This window comes from Colwellia sp. KS18-150 (assembly GCF_057551365.1).
Genome location: NZ_BAAJMC010000002.1, coordinates 217,052 through 242,593, shown reverse-complemented (window position 1 = coordinate 242,593; position 25,542 = coordinate 217,052). Strand labels below are relative to the sequence as shown.

Below are 25,542 nucleotides of genomic sequence, written 5' to 3'. Positions count from 1 at the left end.
GTACAAAATGATTTGTACTCTCAATTTCAAAGAATGGTCTAAATAAGATGTTTGTAAACTTGTTAACTAAAATGTTTGGTAGTCGAAATGACAGATTACTAAAGCAAATGCGCAAAGAAGTAAAAAAAATAAATGCACTTGAGCCAATTCTTGAAGCATTAAGTGACGATGAATTAAAAGCAAAAACAGCTGAGTTTAAAGAACGTCTTGCCAATAATGAAACCCTAGATCAAATTTTACCCGAAGCATTTGCTGTCGTTCGTGAAGCAAGTAAACGTGTTTTTGATATGCGTCATTTTGACGTACAAATGATCGGCGGCATGGTACTTAATGACGGTAAAATTGCTGAAATGCGTACAGGTGAAGGTAAAACTTTAACTGCGACATTGCCATCATACTTAAATGCATTAACCGGTGAAGGTGTGCATGTTATTACCGTGAACGATTATTTAGCAACACGTGATGCTGACTGGAGTCGTCCGTTATTTGAATTTCTTGATTTAACTGTCGGTTGTAATATCGCAGGTTTATCTCCTCAAGATAAACAAGCGGCATACCAAGCTGATATCACTTATGGTACAAATAACGAGTTTGGTTTTGACTATCTGCGCGACAACATGGTGTTCTCTGCAGAAGAGCGAGCACAGAAAAAACTGAATTTTGCTATTGTTGATGAAGTCGATTCAATCTTAATTGATGAAGCTAGAACGCCATTAATCATTTCAGGACAAGCAGAAGATAGCTCTGAGTTATATAAAAGTATAAATACTATTGTACCTACCCTTGAAGTTCAAAATGAAGAAGACAAGGACGAGGATACAGGACAAAGTGAAGATTTTGTTGAAGGTGATTTCACCATTGACGAAAAAGCCAAACAGATCTATTTAACTGAGCGTGGCCAAGTACGAATAGAAGAGATCATGAGTGAGAAAGGCTTGCTTCAAGAAGGCGAAACGTTATTCTCGGCTTCTAATATCACTTTATTGCACCATGTAATGGCGGCATTACGTGCTCACAAACTTTTCCAAAAAGATGTCGACTACATTGTAAAAGATGGTGAAATTGTCATCGTTGATGAACATACCGGTCGTACTATGGAAGGCCGACGTTGGTCTGAAGGTTTGCACCAAGCTGTTGAAGCCAAAGAAGGTGTAAATATTCAAAATGAAAACCAAACATTAGCTTCAATTACTTTTCAAAACTTCTTTAGAATCTATCAAAAGCTATCAGGTATGACGGGTACGGCGGATACCGAAGCTTTTGAATTTCAACATATCTATGGTTTAGAAACCGTTATCATCCCAACACATAGACCTATGGTTCGTGATGATATGGCAGATTTAATCTACCTAACAACGGAAGAAAAATTTGAAGCTATATTAGATGACATTAAAGATTGTGTAGAACGTGGACAGCCAGTTTTAGTGGGTACAATTTCTATTGAAACATCAGAATTCTTATCAAGCTTTTTAAAGAAATCTAAAATAAAGCATAAAGTACTAAATGCTAAGTTTCATGCTCAAGAAGCAGAAATTGTCGCAGATGCTGGTAAAGAAGGCGCCGTGACTATTGCGACTAATATGGCCGGCCGTGGTACGGATATAGTACTTGGTGGTAATTTAGATGCAGCTATCAGCAAATTAAAAAATCCTACCGAAGAACAAATTGAAAAAGTTAAAGCACAATGGAAAATTGACCATGAACGCGTACTTGAACTAGGTGGTTTAAAAATTGTTGCGACCGAACGTCATGAGTCTCGTCGAATTGATAACCAGCTACGTGGTCGTTCAGGGCGTCAAGGTGATGCTGGTGCAACACGCTTCTATCTGTCGATGGAAGATCCGTTAATGCGAATTTTTGCATCAGAGCGTATTTCTAATATGATGCGCAAATTGGGGATGGAGCAAGGCGAAGCTATTGAGCACCCATGGGTTACTCGTAGTATCGAAAATGCTCAGCGTAAAGTAGAAGGGCGCAACTTTGATATGCGTAAGCAACTTCTTGAATACGATGATGTTGCTAATGATCAACGTGGTGTTATTTACGAGCAGCGTAATGAATTACTTGATGAAGCTGACATTGGCGCAGTAATTGACAACATTCGTGGCGATGTCATTAACAGTGTTATTGATGGTCATATTCCGCCACAGTCTTTAGTTGAAATGTGGGATGTTAATGCCCTTGAAGATCAGTTAAAAGGTGAGTTTAATACCGATTTACCCGTTTCAAAATGGCTAGAAGAAGATAAAAAGCTTCATGAAGAAAGTCTTCGTGAAAAAATTGTTGCTGAATTCGAACAGGTTTATAAAGATAAAGAAGAAGTGGTTGGCAGTGATGTATTGCGCCAATTTGAAAAAGCGGTAATGTTACAAAGCTTAGATTCTCACTGGAAAGAGCATTTAGCAGCGATGGACCATTTACGTCAAGGTATTGGTTTACGTGCACATGCGCAGAAAAACCCTAAGCAAGAATATAAGCGCGAATCTTTTGAGTTATTTACAGAAATGTTAGATAACTTGAAATTTGATGTGGTAGGTATTTTATCAAAAGTACAAATCCAAGCTGAGTCTGATGTTGAAGCGGTAGAAGAGCAACATAGAAAATCAGAAACAGCAACTGAGTTTCAACATCAAAGTGCAGCCGGTATTGATGAAAAACCTGTCATGCCTCGCGTAGGTCGTAATGAGCCATGTCCTTGTGGCTCAGGTAAAAAATACAAACAATGTCACGGGAAGTTGACTTAACCCTCTTCGCAAGCTCAGTATGAATGACAAAGCTTCATTCATACTGAGTATTTGATTTCTTCTAGAACACCTAATTACTCAAATTATCATTTGGATTTTTATGTCTAAAACTATTCATGTTGCTGTAGGTGTTATTGTTGCAAACAACGAACATCAACAACCTCAGTACTTTCTAACTAAACGCCTAAAAGAAAGCCATCAAGGTGATAAGTGGGAATTTCCTGGTGGTAAGGTGGAAAACAATGAAACTGTTGCTCAAGCGCTTGCAAGAGAGCTTAAAGAGGAAATCGCGATTGAAGTGTTGAGTTGCATACCACTTACCGTAGTAGAGCATACATATCATGGTAAAAATGGCAGTGGTGTTACCGTATGTTTAGAAGTTTTCGTCGTAGATAACTATAACGGTGAGCCAAGTGCCCAAGAAGGGCAAGGACAGGGATGGTTTTCACTGAATGAACTTAAAGAGTTAGATTTCCCAGCGGCTAATCAAGAAATAATTGCTAAATTACTTAATTTCCACTAAATGTCATTTAAGTCATTAATTACATTTTCCGTAGGCGGGAATTTATTCGCGCTTATTTAAATAATCCCTTCAATTATTGTCCTGACTAAATTATTCAGGCTCTACAAAAAACTTATTATTTAATAAAAACTCATCTTCCATTGCATCAAGCATCTCTTCCGTTAAAGGCGTTGCTCCTTGAATACTTTGGCTAATCTTATGCCCTTCTTCGGCCCATTCGCCTAAATCAATTAGCTGGCATCGTTTACTACAGAATGGGCGGAATTCATTGTCGGCATGCCAAACAACGTCTTTTGTACAGTTAGGGCAGGATACTTTTAAGGTCATGATCAGGATAAATTGTTTCAGTCTATAAGGTTATTATAGCAGTGTCTTTGCTTAGGGGTAAATTTATACTTGCTTCACGTTAACAACGAGCGAGTTGAAATTTTGTCGATTGATTTGAATATCTTCGTCCATCTTTTTCACACGGCAACATAAAGCGAATTGAATAACGAAACTTGTTACCGCTAACGGTAGGGTAATATTGTGCACTTTGTGCAACTTTAATACGCAATAACAGTAAACCCTCACCGTTATCTTGATAAAAACCACTTTCAGTTTCTAATGACTCAAACTCTGCGCGTTGTCGAATAAATTTTAGCACCAAAGCTAATGAGCATTTAATATCATCTAACAAAGTAAGCCAGTGTTTAATGTCAGTATGAATAATATCATTGCTTTGATGTAGCCAAAACTGTAACTGAGGTAAATCGAAACTTGAGCTACCACCTTGAATGGCAAAACGTTGCTTTAAACTGGCGAGCAATTTGTGCTCTTTCAATTGACACCATGTTTGTGTACTAGATTTTAAACCACTGTTTAAGGCGACAGTTTCTCGTAAAGTATCTTCTAATACGCTGGTATCAATATTCGGTGCTTGTGACCAAACGACTAAACTCTGTTGTAGTTTTTCTAAATCTTTAATTAAGTCGCCCCTAATATCACCACGATCTAGGGTATCGATAATGGCGAATAAGGCACTAAAAAACACCTGATAATTGTGTTGAATATTTTCAAGGGAGGCGTCGTCTTTAACACAACAATAAGCTTGAGAGAAAAGTTGCTCAAGTTTTAGATAATTACGAATCCGCTCGTTGAGGGGATGTTCATATAAAATCGTTGTCATGCAGAAAGTTACAAAAATAAAGTATATATTTTATTATATTAACCATAGATAAGAGAAATGGCGAATTATTTATGGGCTAGCGACATTATTTGACCTGCGCTTAGGTAATTTAGGGGGATATTTGAAGTATTAGGGGGTGTTGGCTAAATCTAAATAAGTTTGATGTAATTTAGCAACAGCAATACCAAGCTTTGCTATCGAACTGTGGTCATTATTAATTACATCATCAGCTTTTGCTATTCTAGCTTGTCTATCTATTTGACTATCGATAATCGCTTGAACTTGCTCAATGGAGTTGTTATCTCTTTGTGTTGTTCTAGCTATTTGAGTTGATACGCTCACATCAACGACCAAGAGCCTATTAACCAAGGTGGTTAAATTATTCTCAATTAACAGTGGCACTACTAATAAGCAATAAGGACTTTTTGCTGCTTTAGTTTGGAATACAAGTTGTTCTCTAATAAGAGGGTGTAAGAGGTTATTTAGCCACATTTTATCTTCTGCACAGCTAAATATTCTTTTGCGAAGTAGCGATCTATCTAATAATCCATTGGCTTGAATAAATTGAGTACCGAAATGACTGCTTATTGATTGTAGGGCAGGGCTGTCTTTTGCAACCACATCTCTGGCAATAATATCGGCATCAATAATATCAATATCTAACTCGGCAAATAAATTGGCGACAGTGGTTTTGCCACTACCTATACCGCCAGTAAGGCCTACAATGAAATTAGACATGATTTAGCTAATTTGTCCTAAATACCAAGTCCAAATACCTTCTCCCCATAAAAAGGTTATCCAACCAGCAACCGCAAGATAAGGACCAAAAGGTATAGCCTGCTCTCGTTGATGGTTTTTAAATATCATCAGGCTAATACCGACAATTGCACCCACAACAGAAGCCATTAAAATGAGTACAGGTAATAACTGCCAACCTATCCAAGCACCAAATAAGGCGAATAATTTAAAATCTCCATGCCCCATACCTTCCTTGCCAGTGAGTAGCTTAAATAGCCAAAAAACACTAAATAAACTCATGTAACCAACAGCTGCACCAATAACAGCATCACTTAGTGTAATAAAAGTACCATTTATATTGACTAATAAGCCAAGCCATAACAATGGCATCACGATTTGATCTGGTAGCAACATGTGATCAAGATCGATTAACGTAAGGCTAATCAATCCCCATGTTAGTATCAATACGAGTAAAGTTTCTATATTTACTCCAAAGTGCTGCGCCACTACGACACTTAATAATGCTGTTGCAGCTTCGACCATTGGATAGCGAATAGAGATAGATTCTTTACATTGACTACATTTACCTTTTAAAAATAACCAACTTATGACAGGAATATTTTCATAAAAACGAATTTTATGACTGCATTTAGGACAGGTGGAATCAGGCTTGGATAAGGTTAAATGTTCAATTTTTTGTGGGTTTATATCTTTAACTTCATCTGCTAAAAATTCACGGCATTCGTGATACCAACCATTGTGCATCATTTTAGGTAAACGATAGACAACAACATTTAAAAAACTACCAACCATCAATGAAAAAATAGCAACAAAACAATAAAAGCTAAATGGAGATTGTTGGAAAAAAATAACGGATTGTTCAAACATAATAACTCAAAATATAAAATTAGAAATCGTGCGCGATTAGAAACATGCGCGATTAAAATCCCGCCTACGAGTATTGATGGAAAAAGTAGGCGGGAACTTGTTCGCGCTTTTAAAATACATCTACTTTAATAGGTAATCGTTGCTCGATTAACTTCTTCAAGGTTAGTTATGCGCCATTAAAGTCCAAAACTATGCGCAATTATACCAATTTAAACAACCATCCCTATTTGGAATATTGGTAAGTACATGGCAATAATTAAACCACCAATGACAACACCTAAGACCGCCATGATCATAGGCTCTAATAGTGCGGTTAAATTATCTACAGCATTATCTACTTCTGCTTCATAGACATTGGCCACTTTCGCTAACATATCATCAACAGCGCCTGACTCTTCACCAATAGCAACCATTTGAATGACCATATCTGGGAAGATGCTAGCATTACGCATAGCGAGGTTCATTTGCATACCCGATGTGACTTCTGCTCTTACTTCTAAAATGGCATCGCGGAATACCGCATTACCAGAGGCGCCGGCAGCAGACTCTAAAGCATCAATTAATGGTACACCGGCAGCAAAGGTAGTCGAAAGGGTTCGGGCATAACGAGCAACAGCGGCTTTTTGTAATAAATCACCAATGACAGGCAGCTTTAATATTTGTCTATCTACTTGATCTCTAAATTTTAACGAGTTTCTATGGGCACGCTTAAAAAGAAAACCAGCCGCAAAGATCGCAGCTAAAGCCATATACCAATAGGCAACCATAAAGTCTGATATTCCAACTACAAATAAGGTGAAGCCAGGTAATTCTGCGCCAAAACCTGCAAATATTTCTTGAAAGACAGGCACAACAAAAATTAATAAAATGGATGTCACAACTGCCGCAATCACAAGTACAGCTATAGGATAAGTCATGGCTTTTTTTATTTTTGCTTTTAATGCTTCGGCTTTTTCTTTATAGGTGGCAATTCTATCGTAGATAGTTTCAAGTGAGCCCGATTGTTCTCCTGAAGCAACTAAATCACAGTATAAGTCATCAAAATATCTTGGGTGATCTCGTAAACAATCCGATAAGGGAATACCAGAAGCAAGCTTATTACCTATTTCACCCAATAGTTTTTGCATATTACCATTACTATGACCTTTACCTATCATTTCAATGGTTTGGACTAAAGGTACACCAGCGCCAAGCATTGTAGCTATTTGTCGAGAGATTACTGCTATATCAGCTGGAGTAATAGCTTTATCGCCTCCCATGCCAAATAAGGGGGTGGCTTTCTTCTTAACTTTGCTTGGGGTAATGCCTTGTTTGCGAAGTTGTGCTTTTAACTCAATGATATTCCCAGCGGACAATTCACCACTGATCTTCTTGCCTTTACGGTTAACCCCTTGCCAAGTGAAGACATCTAAAGCTTTAACCTTAGGAGTATTTTTCTTTGCGACTGCTGTGGCCATATCTATTGCCTATTGTTATTTTCGTTTATAGGGGCTATTTTTAATGCTCTAATTTTAATTTGTGATTAAAGTCTTAAAACTTGCGCAATTTCCAGCATTACCGGTAGGCGGGAGCTTGTTCGCGCTTTTACTATTTATCTAAGCACTCGTTACACGATTAATTTCTTCAAGGCTCGTCATGCCATTCATTGCTTTTATTAATCCCGATTGTCTTAAATTATTATAACCTTCTTTTTGACATTGCTGAGCAATATCCAGAGAGTTGCCCCCTTCCATAATAATAGACGAAATTTCAGGGCTAATTTTTATTACTTCATAAATACCGACTCGGCCTTTATAACCACCAGTGCATTGCTCACAACCAATAGCTTTGAATAACTTTATTTCACTTAATTTTTCGGCAGGGAAACCTTGCTCAGCCAATTGTAATTCAGTGAGCTCTTCATGCTCTTTACATTGTGGGCATAATCGCCTTGCTAGACGCTGAGCAATAATAATACTTACTGAGCTGGCAACATTATAAGAGGGGACGCCCATATTAAGTAATCGTGTTAGTGTCTCTGCGGCAGAGTTGGTATGTAAGGTGGATAATACCAAATGACCGGTTTGTGCTGCTTTAATGGCTATTTCGGCAGTTTCTAAATCACGTATTTCACCCACCATAACAATATCGGGATCTTGACGTAGGAATGAGCGTAATGCACTAGGGAAAGTTAAGCCAGCACGGTTATTTATTTGTACTTGGTTAATGCCTTCAAGATTTATTTCTACTGGGTCTTCGGCTGTTGAGATATTACGCTCGGCGGTATTAAGTATATTTAAACCTGTATAAAGAGAGACTGTTTTACCTGAACCCGTTGGGCCTGTAACTAATATCATACCTTGAGGCTGATCTAGTGCTTCGGTATAAATTTTCTTCTGCTCAGCCTCATACCCGAGCATATCAATACCTAGCATGGCACTGGATGAGTCTAAAATACGCATTACGATTTTCTCACCCCACATGGTTGGCAATGTGCTGACACGAAAATCGATTGATTTTTTCTTAGAAAGGGCTAATTTTATCCGACCATCTTGTGGTACACGGCGCTCGGCAATATCAAGTTTGGACATAACCTTTAAGCGTGCCGCCATACGTGAAGATAAGGTTACTGGCGGCCTAGCAATTTCAGTTAATATACCATCAATACGAAATCGGATACGAAATGCTTTTTCATAGGGCTCAAAATGTAAATCTGAAGCGCCTTTTTTAATGGCATCTAGTAATATTTTATTGATAAAGACTACAATTGGCGCATCATCTTCACCGCCACCACCAGCATCATCTTCTTTTTTCTCTTCTTGAACCTCTAGTCCAGATAATTCTTCTGAATCAATATCGGTAATATCAAGGGCATCACTTTCATCTTCTAATACTTTTTCAATACAGGCTTGCAAGCCATGTTCATCAGTCAATATTAGCTCTGTACTATAGCCAGTATTAAATTGGATTTCTTCTAAAGCGTCGAGGTTAGTAGGATCTGACATGGCAACAAACAATACCTTGCCACGTAAAAACAAAGGCAAAGCATTATGCTTGGTGATCAGCTTTTCGTTACGAACACCATCGGGAACCAAGGTTGTATCGAAATTAATCAGTTGAATATAAGGATAACCGAATTTATTGGAAAGGATTTGGGCAATTTTCCTGCCATCATAATTATGATCTTCAACAAGGTAGCGAATAAAAGGTTTATTTTTACCAGAAAAATCATCAAAAATATCATCAATACTTTCTATAGGAATTAGTTGCTCTTTAGATAAGGCAGATAAAACACTTGATTGTTGATGATTTCCTTTCATGATTTTTCAGGTAACCTTTTGAATAAACTCATTGAAACAGATGATCTGAGTGTAACGTACATTTATATAAAATAACAAAAGTTTCTTTGATTAACCCCCAAACCTAAAAATAATTATTATCTAAAAAGTATGATGACATTAGTTCTATTCGGACAGTTTTCATTTCGCAGAAGTTTATCATCCGATATTTTAGGTTCTTAATTCAACTTTAATAAATGCTAGCTAACTTATTAATTAGCTATAACTTTTTGGAATCAATATTATGTCAATAAGTTCCATATGACTATTTAGAACTACAACTGCAGAACGCTTTTTTCCTGCAAGAACTTTAAAAGTGTATTTGGAGTTATATTTTTGTTGTACTTCTATTGGCAAGTTTTGAAAAGGGAGAGCTGTAATTGACATCTCTTTTTGGGATACTTTGCGGAACCTATTAGGAGAATATAACAGAGGAGTTGTATTATTATCGTGTTCAATTAATTGTGAATTTAACACCATTCCATAATATACGCCATTATACATTGGTAAATCATGTTTTTTTGACAGCTGAAATTCTGAAACTTCTTTTTTAGCTACTAAATTAAAGGCACCATCTAGGTGTATTATAGCCCAAACTTGTTCTTGTTTTATTTGAGATAGCCCATAACCTAACGCTGTTATTTGGATTGAAATAATAATTAAAATATCAATACATAATTCTTTTCTTGATTTTTTGGAGGATACAGTTAATAACGTTAAAAGTGGTCCTAGAGCAATGTCCACGCCTGATAATATAAATAAGGCTATCCAGGTACCATCAATTTCTAGAAAAGGACTGGGAAACCAAATGAATTGGCATATTAAAGCAATACTTATCACTATAAAAATACTTATAGCAAGGTGATAGTAAAAATACTTTAATTTTAATTTATCCATTAAATTTTAATGCACCTTAACTACTACTTAGCAAACCCCAGCACTGATGCAACTACCTGATTCCTCCCATTGTATAGGGCTTACAGCTACATTTGGTGTTAATATATAAGTATAAGAGCCAACTTCAGCCGTCCCTGTTGCAGTAATCACACCATCTGTCATTGTTACACTAGCGATAACCCCACTAGGTATAGCTGCATTAGGAATACCATTTGTACCGCTATTTACCCCCGCTAATGAGTTGAATCGCCCTGACTGTGAAGCCACTTCAAAAGCAACTGTGTAAGTAGTTGTAGCTAATATTACCTCTGAAAAGGCTGATTTTTGTATGTATGTCCTATATGCTGGTATAGCAATCGATGCAAGTATTCCAATTATGGCTACTACAATCATTAATTCAATTAAAGTGAAGCCATTACTTTTTGAAGAATAACCAATACTTTTCATTACAGCCTCATTTCAATACTATTAAACAAAAAAGCTCCTATTATAGGAGCTTTCAAAGACTTCTAGCTTTGTTGTATTAACAAAGGCCAGTCGTAATACAAGTGCCTGTTTGTTCCCACTGTATTGGAGCAACAATTCCATTTGGAGTAAATATTACAGTTGCACCGCCTACATCAGCAGTTCCTGTTGCTGTAATAACACCATCAGCCATAGCTACACTTGCTACAACGCCGGATGCCGCAGGAGCTGCAGGGATACCATTTGTTCCGTGATCAGCATCTCCAATTGCAGCTATTCGTCCAGTTTGTGCTGCAACTTCAAAAGCACTTTTGAAAGGGGTTGCTGCAAGTACTACTTCAGAAAATTCAGCTCTTTGTGTATAAGTTTGATAAGCAGGCAAAGCCACAGCCGCCAAAATACCGATAATGGCAACAACGATCATTAATTCAATAAGAGTGAAACCCTTTTGGGCTTTATTCATTGCGTTTAAGTTTTTAATAGTTTTCATAGTCATAATTTCCATCAATTTCTACGGGGGCTGTAGTTAATATGCGACATAAATTTACAAATGTAAAATTATGTGGCGACTTTTTTAGTTTTTAATAGGCTATTTACTTAGCGGATAACAATAATTAATCATCAGTTCGCAAAGTTAACACCTAGTTAACCTATCGCTTGTAGCGTTAGCTTTCAATATAGCAAGTACAGCTAGAATTACTGGAAGCTGTTTTTAATATAAACAAGTTAAAGGACTTGTAAAGCCTAAATGTAAAATAAACGTCGATATTGCCTTTAAAATGAAGGAATTGATGAATTTGGCAGCATATTTAGTCTAAAAATAAACAACGTGGTTATTCGTACTTCTTATTATGACATCTATATGACTTGATTAAGTTATATTAGAATTGGTAGATAATAAGTAATCAGGGGTAAATTGTGCAAATTATTTACACTTTATTGTTAGAAGATAGGTGATTTTATATTTATTCTTCTGTATAATCCGCGCTCCCTACGTTACAAACTGTCTTTTTATTGTTTTAGTTAATGATATTAAAGGCGTTAGGCTCGATACTCGAAGGGGTAATTGCGTGGTCTATTATTAACCGACAGGGCAACTTTATTTTTTTAGAGATTTGTACTGTTATTTAAGTAACATTTATAAGATTGGGTTTTTTAATGAAAACTTTTGTAGCTAAACCAGCAAGCGTAGAACGCGAATGGTTCTTAGTGGACGCCGAAGATAAAACTTTAGGTCGTATCGCTACTGAAATTGCAACCCGTTTACGCGGTAAGCATAAAGCAGAATATACTCCTCACGTAGATACTGGCGATTACATCGTTGTTATCAATGCTGAGAAAGTACGTGTAACTGGTAATAAAGCGAAAGGTAAAATTTACTATTCGCATACTGAATTCCCTGGTGGTCTTAAGCAAATTAGCTTTGAAAAGCTAATTGAAAAAGCACCAGAACGTGTTCTTGAATTTGCAGTGAAAGGCATGTTACCTAAAGGTCCTTTAGGTCGTGAAATGTTCCGCAAATTAAAAGTGTATGCCGGTGCAGAGCACAAGCATACTGCACAACAACCACAACTTTTGGAGCTGTAAGCAATGGCTGATAATCAATATTACGGTACTGGTCGTCGCAAGAGCTCAACTGCTCGTGTGTTCATGAAAGCTGGTAACGGTGCAATCACAATTAACAAACGTGATATCTCTGAGTACTTCGGACGTGAAACTGCTCGTATGGTTGTTCGTCAACCGTTAGAGTTAGTTGAAATGTTAGAAAAGTTTGACTTTAACATCACTGTAGTTGGTGGTGGTATTTCTGGTCAAGCCGGTGCAATACGTCACGGTATTACTCGTGCATTAATGGAGTTCGATGAAACTTTCCGTAGTGATCTACGTAAAGCTGGCTTCGTTACTCGTGATGCTCGTAAAGTTGAACGTAAGAAAGTGGGCTTACATAAAGCACGTAAGAAACCACAATTCTCAAAACGTTAATATTCGTTTATACGTTTTCAAAAAACCGACCTTGTGTCGGTTTTTTTATGTCTGACTTTTACTGATAAGAGCGAATTAACTCTGCTTCATTAACTAATATTTATTGAACAGCTAAATATAAATAAACCATAAAGGTTTGGTAAGTTTTCATCTAATGCGACAGAGATCAAAATAATTCTGCTTTTACAGTGGTTAAACATCTTTTTACCTTGTAAAAAATGCCCTATTTCTTTATGATCATAAAAATTTTTTGTCGATATACCCTTTGGTATAAATTTGATCAAACAAAAATAAAGGCTATGCTAACTCATACATTACTAACAGTATGATTGGTAAGGTTAAATAATAATTGTTGATCATTAATGTGATTTGGAGAGTGTGAATGAGCGATGTGCCTGTGAATAACGGCCGCCGACGCTTCTTAACTGCGGCTACTGCCGTTGTTGGTGGTGCTGGTGTGGTCGGTGTTGCTGTGCCTTTCATTGGTTCCTGGAACCCAAGTGCCCGTGCGAAAGCTGCGGGTGCTCCAGTTGAAGTCAATGTAGGTAAAATTGAGCCTGGTCAATTAATCCGTGCAGAATGGCGTGGTAAACCTATCTATGTTGTTCGTCGTACTGATGAAATAGTTAAAAATTTAGCTAAGCATGATGACCAATTACGTGATCCACAATCTGAAATGGCCCAACAACCTAGTTATGCTACTAATGAATATCGCTCAATTAAGCCTGAATTTATGGTGGCATTAGGTGTTTGTACTCATTTAGGTTGTGCCCCAACACCGCACGTTGGTGATTTTGAACAATTCGTTGAAGGTGTTAATGACGGTTTCTTCTGTCCTTGTCATGGTAGTAAATTTGATATGGCTGGCCGTGTTTTCCAAGGCGTTCCAGCACCTTTAAACTTAGTGGTTCCTGAGCATTCATATATAGATGACAATACATTGTTAGTCGGTGTTGCTCCAGCTGCAAGTAAGGGAGATTCATAATGTTCACTAACTTTATGGCTTGGATGGACAAGCGCTTACCTTTAACCGATGCTTGGAATAAGCATTTGGCACAATATCCAGCACCGAAAAACTTTAACTTTTGGTATTTCTTTGGCTCGTTAGCCATGCTGGTACTAGTTAATCAAATTTTAACGGGTGTATGGCTAACTATGAGCTATGAACCGTCAGGAGATGGTGCATTTGCTAGTGTTGAATATATTATGCGTGATGTTGATTACGGTTGGTTGCTACGTTATATGCACTCTACTGGCGCTTCAGCATTCTTTATCGTGGTATATTTACACATGATGCGTGGTCTAATGTATGGCTCGTATCAAAAGCCGCGTGAGTTATTGTGGATCTTCGGTATGTTGATCTTCTTGGTATTGATGGCCGAAGCATTTATGGGCTACCTATTACCTTGGGGTAATATGTCATACTGGGGTGCACAAGTAATTATATCCCTATTCGGTACGATACCTGTTATTGGTGATGATTTAACACTTTGGATTAGAGGTGATTATGTTATTTCTGGTGCTACGTTAAACCGTTTCTTTGCCTTACACGTTATTGCATTACCTTTAGTATTAGTTATTTTAGTGTTCTTACACATTCTTGCTCTACATGAAGTGGGTTCAAATAACCCTGACGGTGTTGAAGTTAAGAAGAAGAAAGGTTCTATTAAACCTGAAGATCAAAGTAAATTTACATTCCATGAACAGTATTCAGGCAAATACGATATTGTTGATGCGATACCTTTCCACCCTTACTACTCTGTGAAAGATATTATGGGTGTTGCCGGCTTCTTGATTTTATTCTGTTGGGTAATGTTCTTTGCACCAGATGGTGGCGGTTACTTTATTGAGGCGCCAAACTTTGAACCTGCTAATGGTTTGAAAACACCTGAGCATATTGTACCAGTGTGGTACTTCGGTCCATTCTTTACCGTATTACGTATTGTACCGGATCCATTGTTAGGTACTATTGCCATGTTCTCGGCAATCATTGTGTTGTTCTTACTTCCATGGTTCGATCGCGGTGTCGTTAAATCAGTGCGTTTCCGTTCTAAGTTACATTTATTAAACTTAATTCAATTTTCAATTAGTTTTATCGTGTTGGGTGTACTAGGTACTATGCCAGCAACACCAACCGCTAATATGATTGGGATTGTCGCTGCCTTTGGTTACTTTGGTTTCTTTGTAGCACTTTGGTTTTATTCTAAGAATGAAAAATGTAAGCCAGTACCAGAGAGGGTTTCACACTAATGAAAAAATTAATTTTAACTTTATGTGCGCTTTTCCCTTTGTTTGCAATAGCTGCTGGTTCAAGTGTGCCACTAGATAAAGCCAATAATGATCTTACCGATAAAGAATCATTAAAAAATGGTTTTAAAACCTATATTAACTATTGCTTAGGTTGTCATCAGCTGCAGTATCAACGCTATAATCGCACCTTTGCGGATTTAGGTATTGAAGAAGCAGATGGTGTTGCTAACTATATGTATACTGGTGAGAAAGCTGGTGATCACATTACTAATACTATGCCAGCGAAAGAAGCGGCTAATTGGTTTGGTACTGCGCCACCAGATTTAACATTGGAAGCACGATTACGTAGCCCTGATTGGATTTATACTTATTTACGTTCATTCCATATAGACGAATCACGTCCATTTGGTGTTAACAATACAGTATTTAAAGATGTTGGTATGCCGCATGTCTTACAAGATTTGCAAGGTATTAGCACCATTGATGAACAGGGTAATATCAGTCCAGCTATGGGTGGCAGTTTAACTGAAGAAGAATATGATATTGTGGTACGTGATTTAACCAACTTTTTAGAATATGTTGGTGAGCCAAGTAAACTTGAGCGTAAAGCTATGGGTTATAAAGTACTAATTTTCTTATTGATCTTCTTCATAATTTCTTACTTCCTTAAGAAAGAATACTGGAAAGACGTACACTAAATTATTAATACTCATCGTATTATTATTAGGGGGATTTGATACTTGTTATCAGATACCCCTTTGTTGCTTTATTGATAGACAAATCAGCAAAGTATTTTAAAGTAAATTAAAGGAGGCCCTATGGCCGTAGCAGCAAATAAACGTTCTGTAATGACGTTATTCTCGCATGCTGATGATATGTATAGTCATCAAACACGAATAGTATTGGCAGAAAAAGGCGTAGGTGTTGATATCACGTTAGTTGATTTAGCCAATTTGCCAGAAGATTTAATTGACTTAAATCCTTACGGAACAGTGCCAACATTAATTGATCGTGAATTAGCATTATATGAAGCTAAAATCATTATTGAATATTTAGATGAACGTTTTCCTCATCCACCATTAATGCCTGTTTACCCAGTTTCACGTGGCCGTAGTCGTTTAATGATGCACCGCATTGAAAATGACTGGTATAGCTTAGCTGCTAAGATTCAAACAGGTACTGCTGATGAAGCTGAGAAAGCACGTCAAGAGCTAAAAGAAAGCTTATTAAGTGTTGCACCAATTCTTAACGAAGCTCCTTACTTTATGAGTGAAGAGTACAGCTTAGTTGATTGTTATTTAGCACCGTTGTTATGGCGTCTACCTGCATTTGGTATTGAGCTTGTGGGTCAAGGCTCAAAAGAGCTAAAAACTTATATGTTACGTTTGTTTGAACGTGAGTCTTTCCAAGCATCATTAACTGAAGCTGAGCGTGAATTACGCTTTGGTCATCCTGCTTAATGGCTGATAAGAGTTTAGAGAAAATGACTTCTAATAAGCCCTATCTCGTTAGGGCTTTTTATGAGTGGATTTCTGATAATGATTTAACACCTTACATAGTTGTTGATGTAAATGTGTATGGTGTTCTTGTGCCTATGTCTTATGTCAATGATGGTCAAATAGTACTGAATATTGATGCAAATGCTGTTGGGACTATTGCTTTAGGTGCTGAAACTATAGAGTTTAGTGCTCGTTTTGGCGGAAAACTAGAGCATATAACCGTACCTTATGGAGCCATTGGCGCAATCTACGCAAAAGAAAACGGTGCAGGTACATCATTACCTATAGAGCATCCAAGCGAAGATGAAAATGATTCTGAACAAGAAGTTGAACATAAGCCTAAACCTAGTTTAAGCAGTGTTTCTTCTTCAGATAAAGCATCTAAGCCAACAAAACCAGCGAAAGGTAAGGCAAGTTTAAAAGTTATTAAATAACATGCCATTATTTGGCGATTATAATACTTGTTTCATATCTTGATATTGAACTTATTTAATCTTAGTAATTCAATATCAAGGTATATCTAGTGAAAATATAGCTAATCCCAAGCGTCAAGGATTATATATATTCAAACGCTTTAAAAACTTTACTGACACCACTTATATTGCGAGCAATTTTAATCGCAGCATCGGCTTCTTTTTTAGAAACTAGCCCCATCAAAAAGACCTCAGCGTTTTCTGTGATCACTTTAACATCATTACCGCCTACTTCATCACTTGAAAATAGTGCAGCTTTAACTTTCGATGTTAACCAAGCATCGTTGGTTTGAGTAGTAAGTGATGTAGTACTGCCAATTCGGATTTGATTGTGAATCTTAGCAACACCATTAATGTTATTAATGATTTTTACCGCTTGATCCCTTTGGAAAGTATTTGGTGCTTGGCCAATAACTAATACTGAGCCATTGACACTGATAACGTGTAAGTTGGTGTTTTCTTTTAGAGATTTATTTTTAGTGATTTCATTATAAGCTTCAAGCTCGATGTTTTGATCGTCAATTTGATTACCAATACTTCGTCTATCTGTTGCCATTGATGCACCCGTTCCAACAGCCACAACAGCAGCGGCAGCGCAACCTTGTAGAATTGACACTAGGGTAACTAAAGCGACTAATCGTACTGACTTTTTCTTACTGGTTTGATAAAGGGATAACATAGCGGTTATGACTCCGATTGAGGAAATAGAGTACTATCGATAATCTCACATAAGCAATGTAAGACAATTAAGTGCACCTCGTTTATACGAGCAATACGGGCAGATGGTACACGAATTTCAACATCGCTCTCACCGAGTAAACCTGATATATCACCACCATCGTGACCAGTTAAAGCAATAATAGGCATATCGCGTGATACGGCACTCTCTATAGCTTTAATTACACTTTGCTCATTACCATTGGGAGAAATGGCTAATAAAATATCGCCATTATGTCCTAAAGCACGAATTTGTTTAGCAAAAACTTCATCATATTGTGAGTCGTTAGCAATAGAAGTCATGGTTGCACTACCTGCAACTAAGCTAATAGCGGGTAAACTTGGGCGTTCAGTTTCGAAGCGGTTTAGCAGTTGACTACAAAAATGTTGAGTTAATGCCGCAGAGCCGCTGTTTCCACAAGACAGGATTTTATTACCTGCTAATAAGCTTTGCACCATGGTTAAGCCTGCGTGCTCTATTGCCGGAGATAGCTCTTCTGTAGCTGCAATTTGTGTTTGAATACTTTCGGTAAAGTTGTTTTGGATCTGTTCTAACATTAGTGAGGAGTAGCTCCAGTGTTGTTAAGCTTAGGATAATATTTAAAATGCATTCTTTAGCCAAGTTACTTTCGGTTGAGAAATATCCCCTTCTAAGGCCATAACATCAAACCGACAAGGCGTATTATATTCATTTAGCGCCATTTTATGGAGATAAAATGTTGCACAAAATTTAATTTTTTCTTGTTTCGTTTTCGAAACGGTAGAAGCAGCGCCACCAAATTGAGTATTTTTACGGTATTTAACCTCTACAAAAACCAAGGTATCAGACTCTTTCATAATGAGGTCTATTTCCCCTTGTCGACAATGAACGTTTTCATCGACAAAAGTTAAGCCGTTTTCTAAGAGGTACTGTTTAGCAAATTGCTCTGTTTCAGACCCTTTGTCGCGACTGGTTTTTGTTTTAATCCATGACAATTTCTGTCACCTTATCATTTTGATAACGGCCCCAAACAAGGCTGCGGTTTAAAATGTTATTTTCATCAAGTGTTAACGTACCTGTTTGGCCCAAATGAATAATATAAGGTGCTTGTTTCATCAGGCTAATTTTTGGAAGCACATTATAACTGTCAAAGCCCATAGCGAATATACGCGATAAACTGTCTGTACGTTTAGACCATAACTTATGGCTTAGCTCGGCTAATTGTTTATCTTGCTGTTTAGACGTTAACAGCCAAGGCATTTGAGTGAAAGTTAAATTTTGTAAATCACTAATACTGTTTTCATTGTTAAGATCGTTAAAATGACTATGGCTTCTAGAGCTTGCATAAACAGGGATAACGTTAGCAAAAGGACTAATATTTACATCAATATAAGGTTTAATTAAACGAGTTTGTGCCACAGAGCCAACTAAGTAAATCATGTCTATATCACGACGATTTCTAGTCTCTGTTTTAATATTTTGTTTTAAGCGACTTGTTAATTGGTTAATTCGCAATTGACTAGCATTAACATCTAAACTTTCTTTTAAGCTAGTTTGCATTTCTTTACCTTGATTAAAGTAAACAATATCAACGCTCTTACCGGTAGTTTTTTGCCATTGTTTACTAAAAGCTTGGGCAATACGTCTCGATACCTTGTCTTGATGGCTTAAAATAATTGGAGATTGATAATTTTGATGACTTAACACTCTTGCTGCTTGTTGCGCTTCATTTTCAGGACGCATCGACAGGGCACTTTGGTATGTTGCTAAAGTTTGATGCTGAGGTAAATTCAGCAATAGTGTTGGCAGTTGTAGTTGAGCATTTTCTTCACTGAGCGCTAAAAAAGTATCAACATGCTTTTTAAGTAGTGGCCCGATGATGTGATCAATTTCTAATTCACTAAAGCTTGAGCTTAAATTGGCCCAGTCTACCGTATTGGTATCGATAAAATTTATATTAATATTGGTGTTGTTTTTATATGCAGCCAAAATGCCTTGCTGAGCGGCAATACCTGCATTTGCTTGTGAGCCACTTAAAGGGAGTAATACGGCAATATTTTCGATATGCTCACGTTGAAGCTGTGTACTTGATAATGTTTGGGCAACAATACTCGCAGCATGAGTAGGATGCCTTTGCTGCCATAAAGATAGGTAGCGTGAAAACTGAGGAGGATTAGCACCAAATTTGTGGCTGTATTGTATAAGTTGATGCCAACCATCGAACATGGGTGGATTATCTTTAGCAATTTGCTGTAATTGCCATGTACTTAATGTACTTAATTTCTGCCAGATTAACCATATGCCTTGCTCTGAGGCTTCTTTATCCAGAGAAAAAGCAAACAATTGCGCTGAAGCTGAAGCCGCTATTTGTGATTTAGAAAATAACACATCACTTAAAGTTCGATAATAAGCAGCAGATAAAGTTAGGGTAGGGGTTTCACTTTGCTGGTTTTGAGTTCTAAGTACCAACTCTTTAACTAATAATAATTGTTCAAACGCAAGCTCAGTATAATTTAATGCCTGTAAACTAGCCGCTTTAACGATTAATAATCTATAGATATTGGCTTCATCGTCCACTAAGTCACTAACCTTATTAGCTAGCCAAAGTGCTTTAACGAAATTCTTCTCTTGTAAAAAAAGCTCACTAGCAGTCACCAACAAGCTGTTGACCTGTTCTTGTTGCTCAGCTGTAATTGATTGTTTATTAAGGCTTTGAGCTAAGGATAATTGACTTTCAGCCGTAATGGATTGTTGTTTTTTATCAACTTGTTTAGTGGTTTCTTTAGTTGTAGTCGATTGTTTTTTTACGGGTGCTTGGGTACTACAGCCACTAATGAATTGAGTTATCACTATGAAACAAAAGATAAAAATTGTTGCGCGTTTTTGTTTGAGTCGCATGGTTAAGGTAAGTTCCTTGACATCAAAGGCTGAAAAATTAGTTTGGCTCAAAGTGGAGAAATCCGTGCATTTTTATCGTCGAGTGGGGTTATAATAAACGTCATCTAATATATACTCAAGCTACTTCAAAATACGAGTTTCAGAGCAATTGAATCTACTATCTTGAGGAAGTTTATCGAATATTTCAAAGATTCAGCTTAAGTGGTTAAAAATGAGTGAAAACAGTATTGAAAAAGGCACCTTGTACATTGTTGCCACCCCTATCGGTAATTTAGGTGATATTAGCACTAGAGCCCTTGAGGTGTTAGCACAAGTAGATATTATTGCTTGTGAAGACACTCGTCATACCCAGAAGTTACTGTCAGCCTTTGCGATAAAAAATAAAACTTTATCTATGCATGATCATAATGAACGGCAACGACAAGATTATATTGCTAGTTTATTGCAAGAAGGTAAGTCAATTGCTTTAGTTTCTGATGCGGGTACACCATTAATTAGTGATCCAGGTTTTCATTTAGTGCGCCACTGTCGTAGTTTGGATTTACCTGTTTCGCCTATTCCTGGTGCTTGTGCCGCTATTTCAGCGTTAAGTGTTGCAGGTTTACCTACAGATAGGTTTTCATTTGAAGGTTTTCTGCCTTCCAAATCAGGTGCCAGACAAAGTACCTTGTTGGCTTTAGCAAACGAGCCAAGAACCATGGTATTTTATGATGCACCGCGCCGAGCGATTGATACGATTAAAGATATTGTGACGACATTGGGAGGAGAGCGATATGTTGTTATTGCTCGTGAACTGACAAAAACCTTTGAGACCATCCATAGTGATAGTGCTGAGAATCTGCAATCATGGCTAGAGCAAGATCCTAATCAATTGAAAGGTGAAATGGTGCTGATCCTAGAAGGATATCAAGCTGAACCGGATGAAATTTCAGCTGATGCGATTAAGACGCTGAAACTGTTACTTTCTGAAATGAAACCCAAAAGAGCCTGTGCTATTACCGCTGAAATTCACGGTGTGAAAAAAAATGCCCTGTATGATATTGCCCTCTCCTTAAAGAGTTAATTAATTTATTTGAAATTAATTAAAATAAATTAACCCCTTTTCATAACTCCTGCGTTTATAAGTATATAACCACAGGAGAATGATAATGAATATAGTTAAGCAAGTAATACTAACCACCAGTATTCTGTTATTGGCAGCATGCGCACAAGAATCATCAAAGGATGAAAATAAAGGACAAGCAAATTCACCAAGTCAAATATCGCCAACCGTTCAGCAAGTAGCAAACAAAACTGAAGAAAGAGTTGTTCGGGAAAAAATGTTAGTTGCTACTAGGACAAGTAAAATGAGCGCTAGAGCAGACATGGCGATGGCGCATAATTACCAAAAACCATTGCCGTTTTATCCTGTTCAAGAAACGAATACTGAGCAATACCGTGAATTTAGCGAGAATGCTATTTATCTTGCCACTGAGCAACCAGTCTCAACTTTCTCTATTGACGTCGATAGTGCTTCCTACGCTAATGTTCGCCGCATCTTAAATCAAGGTCATTTGCCACAATATAATGCTGTGCGAGTAGAAGAGTTTATTAATTATTTTTCATATGACTACCCAGTGCCTGAAGATAACAACCAACCATTTACTCTTCATACTGAAATTGCCCCTAGCCCTTTTAATGCGGATAAAAAACTTATTCACATCGGCATCAAAGGACAAATAATTGAAGCTGATGATAGACCTGCTAGCAATTTAGTTTTTCTTATTGATGTCTCTGGCTCAATGAATCGTCCTAATAAAATAGGCTTACTAAAAAACGCATTGAAAATGCTAACTAATCAACTTACCAAACAAGACAAGGTAGCTATTGTTGTTTATGCAGGAGCGGCAGGTGTGGTGCTAGAACCAACGGCAGGAAATAACCATTATGCTATTGTTAATGCTTTAGAAAGCCTTTCCGCCGGTGGTTCAACGAATGGCGGTGCTGGCATTCAAGCAGCATATAATTTGGCTCAACAGTCGTTTATTGAAGAGGGAATTAATCGAGTAATAATTGCCACTGATGGCGACTTTAATGTTGGCACTGTTAATCAACAAGCATTAAAAAACTTAATTGAACAAAAACGAAATTCAGGTATTAATTTAAGTGTGTTAGGTTTTGGGCAAGGTAATTATAACGATGCCTTGATGCAAGAATTGGCACAAAATGGCAATGGTAATGCCTATTACATTGATACCTTAAATGAAGCTCGAAAAGTGTTAGTGGAAGAGCTTTCGGCAACGTTAATGGTTATTGCCAAAGACGTTAAAATTCAAGTTGAATTCAATCCTAGTGTTGTTAGTGAATACCGTTTAATTGGCTATGAAACTCGAACGTTAAAACGTGATGAATTTAATAATGATAAAGTGGACGCCGGTGAAATTGGGGCGGGGCACACAGTAACCGCTTTGTATGAAGTGAGTCTGGTTGGCGAGAAAAGTGGCGCTATTGATCCTCTTCGCTACCAACAAGAAAAAGTCCTTAGCAAAAGCGAGTTATCTACAAAAAGTAATGATGAAATAGGTTTTTTACGGTTACGCTACAAATTACCTAAGCAAGATAAAAGTCAGCTTATTGAATCACCAATACTGCTTGAATCAGTTACTACAGAGCTAGTTAATAGTAGCGATAACTTTAGGTTCTCTGCTGCGGTTGCTGGTTATGGTCAGTTGTTGCGTGGTGGTAAAAACCTATCAACGATGACACTTGAACAGGTGGTAGAATTAGCCCAAAATGCTAAAGGTAATGATAAATACGGTTATCGCAGTGAGTTTATTAATATGGTAAAACTTACTGAGGCTTTAGCGCCAAATTAAAGGCGCATGTTAATAACCTTCATTTTATTGAGGATAGGACGCTGACAATAAAGAAAGTAAGCGCATTGGAAAGTGATGAGGAGTTGATGCTAGCTTTTGCTCAAGGCAATGCATCAGCTTTTGAATTACTTTACCAGAGACATAAAGTTGTCATTTATCGCTTTTTTCTCAGGCAAAATCTGGCGGAGGCTGTCGCTGAAGAGTTAAGCCATGATACTTGGCTAAAGATCATAAATGCCAAAGACAGATATCAAGTTAGCGCCAAGTTCACTACCTATTTATTCACTATCGCTAGGCGGATTGCTTACGATTATCAGCACAAGAAAAGTACCGTATGTGAAATGCCCGCAACGGAAGATGAGCACAAGTTAATTGATGATAAACAAAGTAATGAAGTTGAAAGCGCAAATAAGCAAGAGTTGGCTAAAACCATAAAGCAACAAATTGCCTTGTTACCTTTTGAACAAAGAGAAGTGTTTTTATTAAAGCAGGAAGCAGGGTTTAGTATTGAAGATATAGCGACAATAACACTTGAAAATAAAGATAAGGTGAAAAGTCGGTGGCGTTATGCGCTGAAAAAAATGCGTGAGGGGTTACGTTTTTATGACAACTGAACAAGATAAAAACAAAGCAATAATTGATGATGAAAAATTTATTGATGATCTTTACGCGCAAGTAAAAAGTGAAGCTGAGAGCTCTCTAGATAACTCAATAAATCACTCAACGAATGACTCAACCGATAGTTTCACTCAAAACGAACTTGAAAAACCTAGCTTGGCACTTGATGAGAAGATACTTGCTGCTGCACATCAATCAGTGAGTAGTCAGTCTACCGTTGTTGAGCTCGACAATCATGTCTATAGAAGTGGCGCTAATAAAGTGAAAAGAAATAGAGCTTGGTATTTTACTACAGGTATTGCCGCCTCAACATTGTTAGCCGTGTCATTGGTGATTAACCAAAATGAGCAAGCTCTTGTGAGCTCGCAACCTAGCTCAATACCAAGCGCTGAAATTATGTCTCCCGCGCCTGAGAGCATGACTGCTGAAAGTGAAAAGCACAATCTAGTCGCCAAGGCTCTAAGTAGCGAAGCGATGCAAGCTAGAAAACAACAAATGCAAGCTGATAGCTCTTACCAAGCTGAGAAACGTGCTAGGGCTAAATTTGAGCGCGCTAAAAAAGCCTCAATACAAGAAGAAGCGACTGAGTTAGCAAAGGCTGATTTAGCGATGGCTGATGAGTCTTTAGCGGTAAATCATGAAAGAAGTGCGGTAGAAGTTACAGCAATGGCGGCTTTTGATGAAACTTCAGAGACAGTAGGTCATTTATCCGCTCGGCCACAAGAGCAAGTAAAGACAAACATAAGTGAGAAAGAGAAAGTACAGGCCAGCGTGGAAACTCCTTTCTTATCGCGTGCCCAATATCATGCCTATTTACAGCAAGAGCGTTTATGGACTCCTATTGCACAAAGCGATGAAAGCTACTTGATTAAGGTGATAAATAGCTCTGACTCAGACCAAAATAAACAATATAAAGTTTCAAAAAAGTTATTTTTCATTAAGGAATTTGTTCTTCAAGATTCAGCAAGGTATTCGTTTAAAGATATAACCTTTCTAGCTACAGCTGATGGAAGTTGAGTAGGATGTAATAGCTCAGTTCTGAGCTACTACATCTGGCCAAACAGTTCCTCGCTTTTTAAGGGTTGTGTTGTTGCTCGAATGAAACAATAGCATCTACTTCTATTTCAATGAGCCACTCTGGATTGATAAACTGGCTAACTGCCATAACGGTATCTACGGGAAGAATGTCTTTGAAATATTCTCCTCTTACGGCAGCTACCTCTGGCCAATACTCTATGTTGGTAAGTAGCATTCTAGTTCGAACGACATCTTTTAATGTTGCACCTGCTTCTTTCAGCGCAAGCTCAATAGTTTTGATACATTGTCTTGTTTGCATTGCGGGATCGTTAATGCCTACCGTTTCCCCTTGCTCATTAATCGGCGCTGTGCCACCGACAGAAATGAAATTGCCAACTTTTACCGCGCGAGAAAAACCTAATTTGCTAGCGTAAGGACTAGTACTTGCCACTAAAACACGACTCATGATATCTCCTTAAATTTATAGTCCTACATAAAGAAAAGTAGGACTT

The 25,542-nt window shown here is 37.5% G+C and carries 27 protein-coding genes; 13 read left to right on the top strand and 14 right to left on the bottom strand.

Annotated features, from left to right (window positions below; genetic code table 11):
- Window positions 1-47: 47 nt before the first annotated feature.
- Both secA and mutT read left to right on the top strand, forming a co-directional pair.
- A complete protein-coding gene (gene secA / locus AC27IF_RS04405; RefSeq protein WP_487052521.1) occupies window positions 48-2,744 on the top strand; it encodes a preprotein translocase subunit SecA in 2,697 nt (898 codons plus the stop codon).
- 100 nt (window positions 2,745-2,844) lie between these two features.
- A complete protein-coding gene (mutT, locus tag AC27IF_RS04400; RefSeq protein ID WP_487052520.1) occupies window positions 2,845-3,267 on the top strand; it encodes an 8-oxo-dGTP diphosphatase MutT in 423 nt (140 codons plus the stop codon).
- Between the two features lie 90 nt (window positions 3,268-3,357).
- Here the strand turns inward: mutT and yacG are convergent, their stop codons facing one another.
- From yacG to AC27IF_RS04355, 9 genes are all read right to left on the bottom strand, one after another.
- A complete protein-coding gene (gene yacG, locus AC27IF_RS04395; RefSeq protein ID WP_487052519.1) occupies window positions 3,358-3,594 on the bottom strand; it encodes a DNA gyrase inhibitor YacG in 237 nt (78 codons plus the stop codon).
- A gap of 79 nt (window positions 3,595-3,673) precedes the next feature.
- The gene (gene zapD, locus AC27IF_RS04390) at window positions 3,674-4,435 is read right to left on the bottom strand and encodes a cell division protein ZapD (protein WP_487052518.1); all 762 of its coding nucleotides are present in this window, start codon (window positions 4,433-4,435) and stop codon (window positions 3,674-3,676) included.
- A 129-nt stretch (window positions 4,436-4,564) separates the two neighbouring features.
- Window positions 4,565-5,173, bottom strand: coding sequence for a dephospho-CoA kinase (gene coaE / locus AC27IF_RS04385; protein ID WP_487052517.1), 609 nt, complete (start codon window positions 5,171-5,173; stop codon window positions 4,565-4,567).
- A 3-nt stretch (window positions 5,174-5,176) separates the two neighbouring features.
- Window positions 5,177-6,061, bottom strand: coding sequence for a prepilin peptidase (locus AC27IF_RS04380; protein WP_487052516.1), 885 nt, complete (start codon window positions 6,059-6,061; stop codon window positions 5,177-5,179).
- Window positions 6,062-6,270: 209 nt separating this feature from the next.
- Window positions 6,271-7,518 carry a type II secretion system F family protein gene (locus AC27IF_RS04375; protein WP_487052515.1) on the bottom strand — a complete coding sequence of 416 codons (1,248 nt, stop codon included), beginning with the start codon at window positions 7,516-7,518 and terminating at the stop codon, window positions 6,271-6,273.
- 138 nt (window positions 7,519-7,656) lie between these two features.
- Window positions 7,657-9,360 carry a type IV-A pilus assembly ATPase PilB gene (gene pilB / locus AC27IF_RS04370; RefSeq protein WP_487052514.1) on the bottom strand — a complete coding sequence of 568 codons (1,704 nt, stop codon included), beginning with the start codon at window positions 9,358-9,360 and terminating at the stop codon, window positions 7,657-7,659.
- 234 nt (window positions 9,361-9,594) lie between these two features.
- Window positions 9,595-10,275 carry a hypothetical protein gene (locus AC27IF_RS04365; protein ID WP_487052513.1) on the bottom strand — a complete coding sequence of 227 codons (681 nt, stop codon included), beginning with the start codon at window positions 10,273-10,275 and terminating at the stop codon, window positions 9,595-9,597.
- Between the two features lie 27 nt (window positions 10,276-10,302).
- A complete protein-coding gene (locus tag AC27IF_RS04360; RefSeq protein ID WP_487052512.1) occupies window positions 10,303-10,722 on the bottom strand; it encodes a pilin in 420 nt (139 codons plus the stop codon).
- A gap of 76 nt (window positions 10,723-10,798) precedes the next feature.
- Complete coding sequence (locus AC27IF_RS04355; RefSeq protein ID WP_487052511.1) at window positions 10,799-11,236, bottom strand: pilin; 438 nt, start codon at window positions 11,234-11,236, stop codon at window positions 10,799-10,801.
- Between the two features lie 662 nt (window positions 11,237-11,898).
- Between AC27IF_RS04355 and rplM the strand changes: the two genes are divergently transcribed.
- From rplM to AC27IF_RS04320, 7 genes are all read left to right on the top strand, one after another.
- On the top strand, window positions 11,899-12,327 hold the full coding sequence (gene rplM, locus AC27IF_RS04350) for a 50S ribosomal protein L13 (protein WP_487052510.1): 429 nt from the start codon (window positions 11,899-11,901) through the stop codon (window positions 12,325-12,327).
- A 3-nt stretch (window positions 12,328-12,330) separates the two neighbouring features.
- A complete protein-coding gene (gene rpsI / locus AC27IF_RS04345; protein WP_487052509.1) occupies window positions 12,331-12,723 on the top strand; it encodes a 30S ribosomal protein S9 in 393 nt (130 codons plus the stop codon).
- A gap of 382 nt (window positions 12,724-13,105) precedes the next feature.
- Window positions 13,106-13,708 carry a ubiquinol-cytochrome c reductase iron-sulfur subunit gene (petA, locus tag AC27IF_RS04340; protein WP_487052508.1) on the top strand — a complete coding sequence of 201 codons (603 nt, stop codon included), beginning with the start codon at window positions 13,106-13,108 and terminating at the stop codon, window positions 13,706-13,708.
- A complete protein-coding gene (locus tag AC27IF_RS04335) occupies window positions 13,708-14,973 on the top strand; it encodes a cytochrome b (RefSeq protein ID WP_487052507.1) in 1,266 nt (421 codons plus the stop codon). The genes petA and AC27IF_RS04335 overlap by 1 nt, the downstream gene beginning before the upstream one ends.
- A complete protein-coding gene (locus AC27IF_RS04330) occupies window positions 14,973-15,671 on the top strand; it encodes a cytochrome c1 (RefSeq protein WP_487052506.1) in 699 nt (232 codons plus the stop codon). Before AC27IF_RS04335 ends, AC27IF_RS04330 begins: the two co-directional genes overlap by 1 nt.
- Before the next feature lie 120 nt (window positions 15,672-15,791).
- Window positions 15,792-16,433, top strand: a complete 642-nt coding sequence (gene sspA / locus AC27IF_RS04325) for a stringent starvation protein SspA (protein WP_487052505.1) — start codon at window positions 15,792-15,794, stop codon at window positions 16,431-16,433.
- A gap of 23 nt (window positions 16,434-16,456) precedes the next feature.
- A complete protein-coding gene (locus AC27IF_RS04320; RefSeq protein WP_487052504.1) occupies window positions 16,457-16,906 on the top strand; it encodes a ClpXP protease specificity-enhancing factor in 450 nt (149 codons plus the stop codon).
- Between the two features lie 121 nt (window positions 16,907-17,027).
- Here the strand turns inward: AC27IF_RS04320 and dolP are convergent, their stop codons facing one another.
- The 4 genes from dolP to AC27IF_RS04300 are packed head-to-tail and all read right to left on the bottom strand — an operon-like array spanning window position 17,028 to window position 20,540.
- Window positions 17,028-17,624, bottom strand: a complete 597-nt coding sequence (dolP, locus tag AC27IF_RS04315) for a division/outer membrane stress-associated lipid-binding lipoprotein (RefSeq protein WP_487052503.1) — start codon at window positions 17,622-17,624, stop codon at window positions 17,028-17,030.
- 5 nt (window positions 17,625-17,629) lie between these two features.
- Window positions 17,630-18,220 carry an SIS domain-containing protein gene (locus AC27IF_RS04310; protein WP_487052502.1) on the bottom strand — a complete coding sequence of 197 codons (591 nt, stop codon included), beginning with the start codon at window positions 18,218-18,220 and terminating at the stop codon, window positions 17,630-17,632.
- Between the two features lie 42 nt (window positions 18,221-18,262).
- The gene (locus AC27IF_RS04305; protein ID WP_487052501.1) at window positions 18,263-18,637 is read right to left on the bottom strand and encodes a YraN family protein; all 375 of its coding nucleotides are present in this window, start codon (window positions 18,635-18,637) and stop codon (window positions 18,263-18,265) included.
- Window positions 18,624-20,540, bottom strand: coding sequence for a penicillin-binding protein activator (locus AC27IF_RS04300; protein ID WP_487052500.1), 1,917 nt, complete (start codon window positions 20,538-20,540; stop codon window positions 18,624-18,626). Before AC27IF_RS04300 ends, AC27IF_RS04305 begins: the two co-directional genes overlap by 14 nt.
- Before the next feature lie 211 nt (window positions 20,541-20,751).
- On the opposite strand from AC27IF_RS04300, the gene rsmI reads away from it, so the two are divergent.
- From rsmI to AC27IF_RS04280, 4 genes are all read left to right on the top strand, one after another.
- Window positions 20,752-21,603 (top strand): 16S rRNA (cytidine(1402)-2'-O)-methyltransferase, encoded by an 852-nt coding sequence (gene rsmI / locus AC27IF_RS04295; RefSeq protein WP_487052499.1) that lies wholly within the window; start codon window positions 20,752-20,754, stop codon window positions 21,601-21,603.
- A gap of 85 nt (window positions 21,604-21,688) precedes the next feature.
- Complete coding sequence (locus AC27IF_RS04290) at window positions 21,689-23,395, top strand: vWA domain-containing protein (protein ID WP_487052498.1); 1,707 nt, start codon at window positions 21,689-21,691, stop codon at window positions 23,393-23,395.
- A 65-nt stretch (window positions 23,396-23,460) separates the two neighbouring features.
- Window positions 23,461-24,009, top strand: a complete 549-nt coding sequence (locus AC27IF_RS04285; RefSeq protein ID WP_487052497.1) for a sigma-70 family RNA polymerase sigma factor — start codon at window positions 23,461-23,463, stop codon at window positions 24,007-24,009.
- Window positions 23,999-25,030, top strand: a complete 1,032-nt coding sequence (locus AC27IF_RS04280) for a hypothetical protein (RefSeq protein ID WP_487052496.1) — start codon at window positions 23,999-24,001, stop codon at window positions 25,028-25,030. Before AC27IF_RS04285 ends, AC27IF_RS04280 begins: the two co-directional genes overlap by 11 nt.
- 58 nt (window positions 25,031-25,088) lie before the next feature.
- Here the strand turns inward: AC27IF_RS04280 and AC27IF_RS04275 are convergent, their stop codons facing one another.
- The gene (locus tag AC27IF_RS04275) at window positions 25,089-25,496 is read right to left on the bottom strand and encodes a RidA family protein (protein ID WP_487052495.1); all 408 of its coding nucleotides are present in this window, start codon (window positions 25,494-25,496) and stop codon (window positions 25,089-25,091) included.
- Window positions 25,497-25,542: the final 46 nt, after the last annotated feature.

What these genes read in the sequence shown, in the direction of transcription:
- secA (WP_487052521.1), top strand. Translation starts at nt 48, where the DNA reads ATGTTTGTAAACTTGTTAACTAAAATGTTTGGTAGTCGAAATGACAGA.
- mutT (WP_487052520.1), top strand. Translation starts at nt 2,845, where the DNA reads ATGTCTAAAACTATTCATGTTGCTGTAGGTGTTATTGTTGCAAACAAC.
- yacG (WP_487052519.1), bottom strand. Translation starts at nt 3,594, where the DNA reads ATGACCTTAAAAGTATCCTGCCCTAACTGTACAAAAGACGTTGTTTGG.
- zapD (WP_487052518.1), bottom strand. Translation starts at nt 4,435, where the DNA reads ATGACAACGATTTTATATGAACATCCCCTCAACGAGCGGATTCGTAAT.
- coaE (WP_487052517.1), bottom strand. Translation starts at nt 5,173, where the DNA reads ATGTCTAATTTCATTGTAGGCCTTACTGGCGGTATAGGTAGTGGCAAA.
- AC27IF_RS04380 (WP_487052516.1), bottom strand. Translation starts at nt 6,061, where the DNA reads ATGTTTGAACAATCCGTTATTTTTTTCCAACAATCTCCATTTAGCTTT.
- AC27IF_RS04375 (WP_487052515.1), bottom strand. Translation starts at nt 7,518, where the DNA reads ATGGCCACAGCAGTCGCAAAGAAAAATACTCCTAAGGTTAAAGCTTTA.
- pilB (WP_487052514.1), bottom strand. Translation starts at nt 9,360, where the DNA reads ATGAAAGGAAATCATCAACAATCAAGTGTTTTATCTGCCTTATCTAAA.
- AC27IF_RS04365 (WP_487052513.1), bottom strand. Translation starts at nt 10,275, where the DNA reads ATGGATAAATTAAAATTAAAGTATTTTTACTATCACCTTGCTATAAGT.
- AC27IF_RS04360 (WP_487052512.1), bottom strand. Translation starts at nt 10,722, where the DNA reads ATGAAAAGTATTGGTTATTCTTCAAAAAGTAATGGCTTCACTTTAATT.
- AC27IF_RS04355 (WP_487052511.1), bottom strand. Translation starts at nt 11,236, where the DNA reads ATGACTATGAAAACTATTAAAAACTTAAACGCAATGAATAAAGCCCAA.
- rplM (WP_487052510.1), top strand. Translation starts at nt 11,899, where the DNA reads ATGAAAACTTTTGTAGCTAAACCAGCAAGCGTAGAACGCGAATGGTTC.
- rpsI (WP_487052509.1), top strand. Translation starts at nt 12,331, where the DNA reads ATGGCTGATAATCAATATTACGGTACTGGTCGTCGCAAGAGCTCAACT.
- petA (WP_487052508.1), top strand. Translation starts at nt 13,106, where the DNA reads ATGAGCGATGTGCCTGTGAATAACGGCCGCCGACGCTTCTTAACTGCG.
- AC27IF_RS04335 (WP_487052507.1), top strand. Translation starts at nt 13,708, where the DNA reads ATGTTCACTAACTTTATGGCTTGGATGGACAAGCGCTTACCTTTAACC.
- AC27IF_RS04330 (WP_487052506.1), top strand. Translation starts at nt 14,973, where the DNA reads ATGAAAAAATTAATTTTAACTTTATGTGCGCTTTTCCCTTTGTTTGCA.
- sspA (WP_487052505.1), top strand. Translation starts at nt 15,792, where the DNA reads ATGGCCGTAGCAGCAAATAAACGTTCTGTAATGACGTTATTCTCGCAT.
- AC27IF_RS04320 (WP_487052504.1), top strand. Translation starts at nt 16,457, where the DNA reads ATGACTTCTAATAAGCCCTATCTCGTTAGGGCTTTTTATGAGTGGATT.
- dolP (WP_487052503.1), bottom strand. Translation starts at nt 17,624, where the DNA reads ATGTTATCCCTTTATCAAACCAGTAAGAAAAAGTCAGTACGATTAGTC.
- AC27IF_RS04310 (WP_487052502.1), bottom strand. Translation starts at nt 18,220, where the DNA reads ATGTTAGAACAGATCCAAAACAACTTTACCGAAAGTATTCAAACACAA.
- AC27IF_RS04300 (WP_487052500.1), bottom strand. Translation starts at nt 20,540, where the DNA reads ATGCGACTCAAACAAAAACGCGCAACAATTTTTATCTTTTGTTTCATA.
- rsmI (WP_487052499.1), top strand. Translation starts at nt 20,752, where the DNA reads ATGAGTGAAAACAGTATTGAAAAAGGCACCTTGTACATTGTTGCCACC.
- AC27IF_RS04290 (WP_487052498.1), top strand. Translation starts at nt 21,689, where the DNA reads ATGAATATAGTTAAGCAAGTAATACTAACCACCAGTATTCTGTTATTG.
- AC27IF_RS04280 (WP_487052496.1), top strand. Translation starts at nt 23,999, where the DNA reads ATGACAACTGAACAAGATAAAAACAAAGCAATAATTGATGATGAAAAA.
- AC27IF_RS04275 (WP_487052495.1), bottom strand. Translation starts at nt 25,496, where the DNA reads ATGAGTCGTGTTTTAGTGGCAAGTACTAGTCCTTACGCTAGCAAATTA.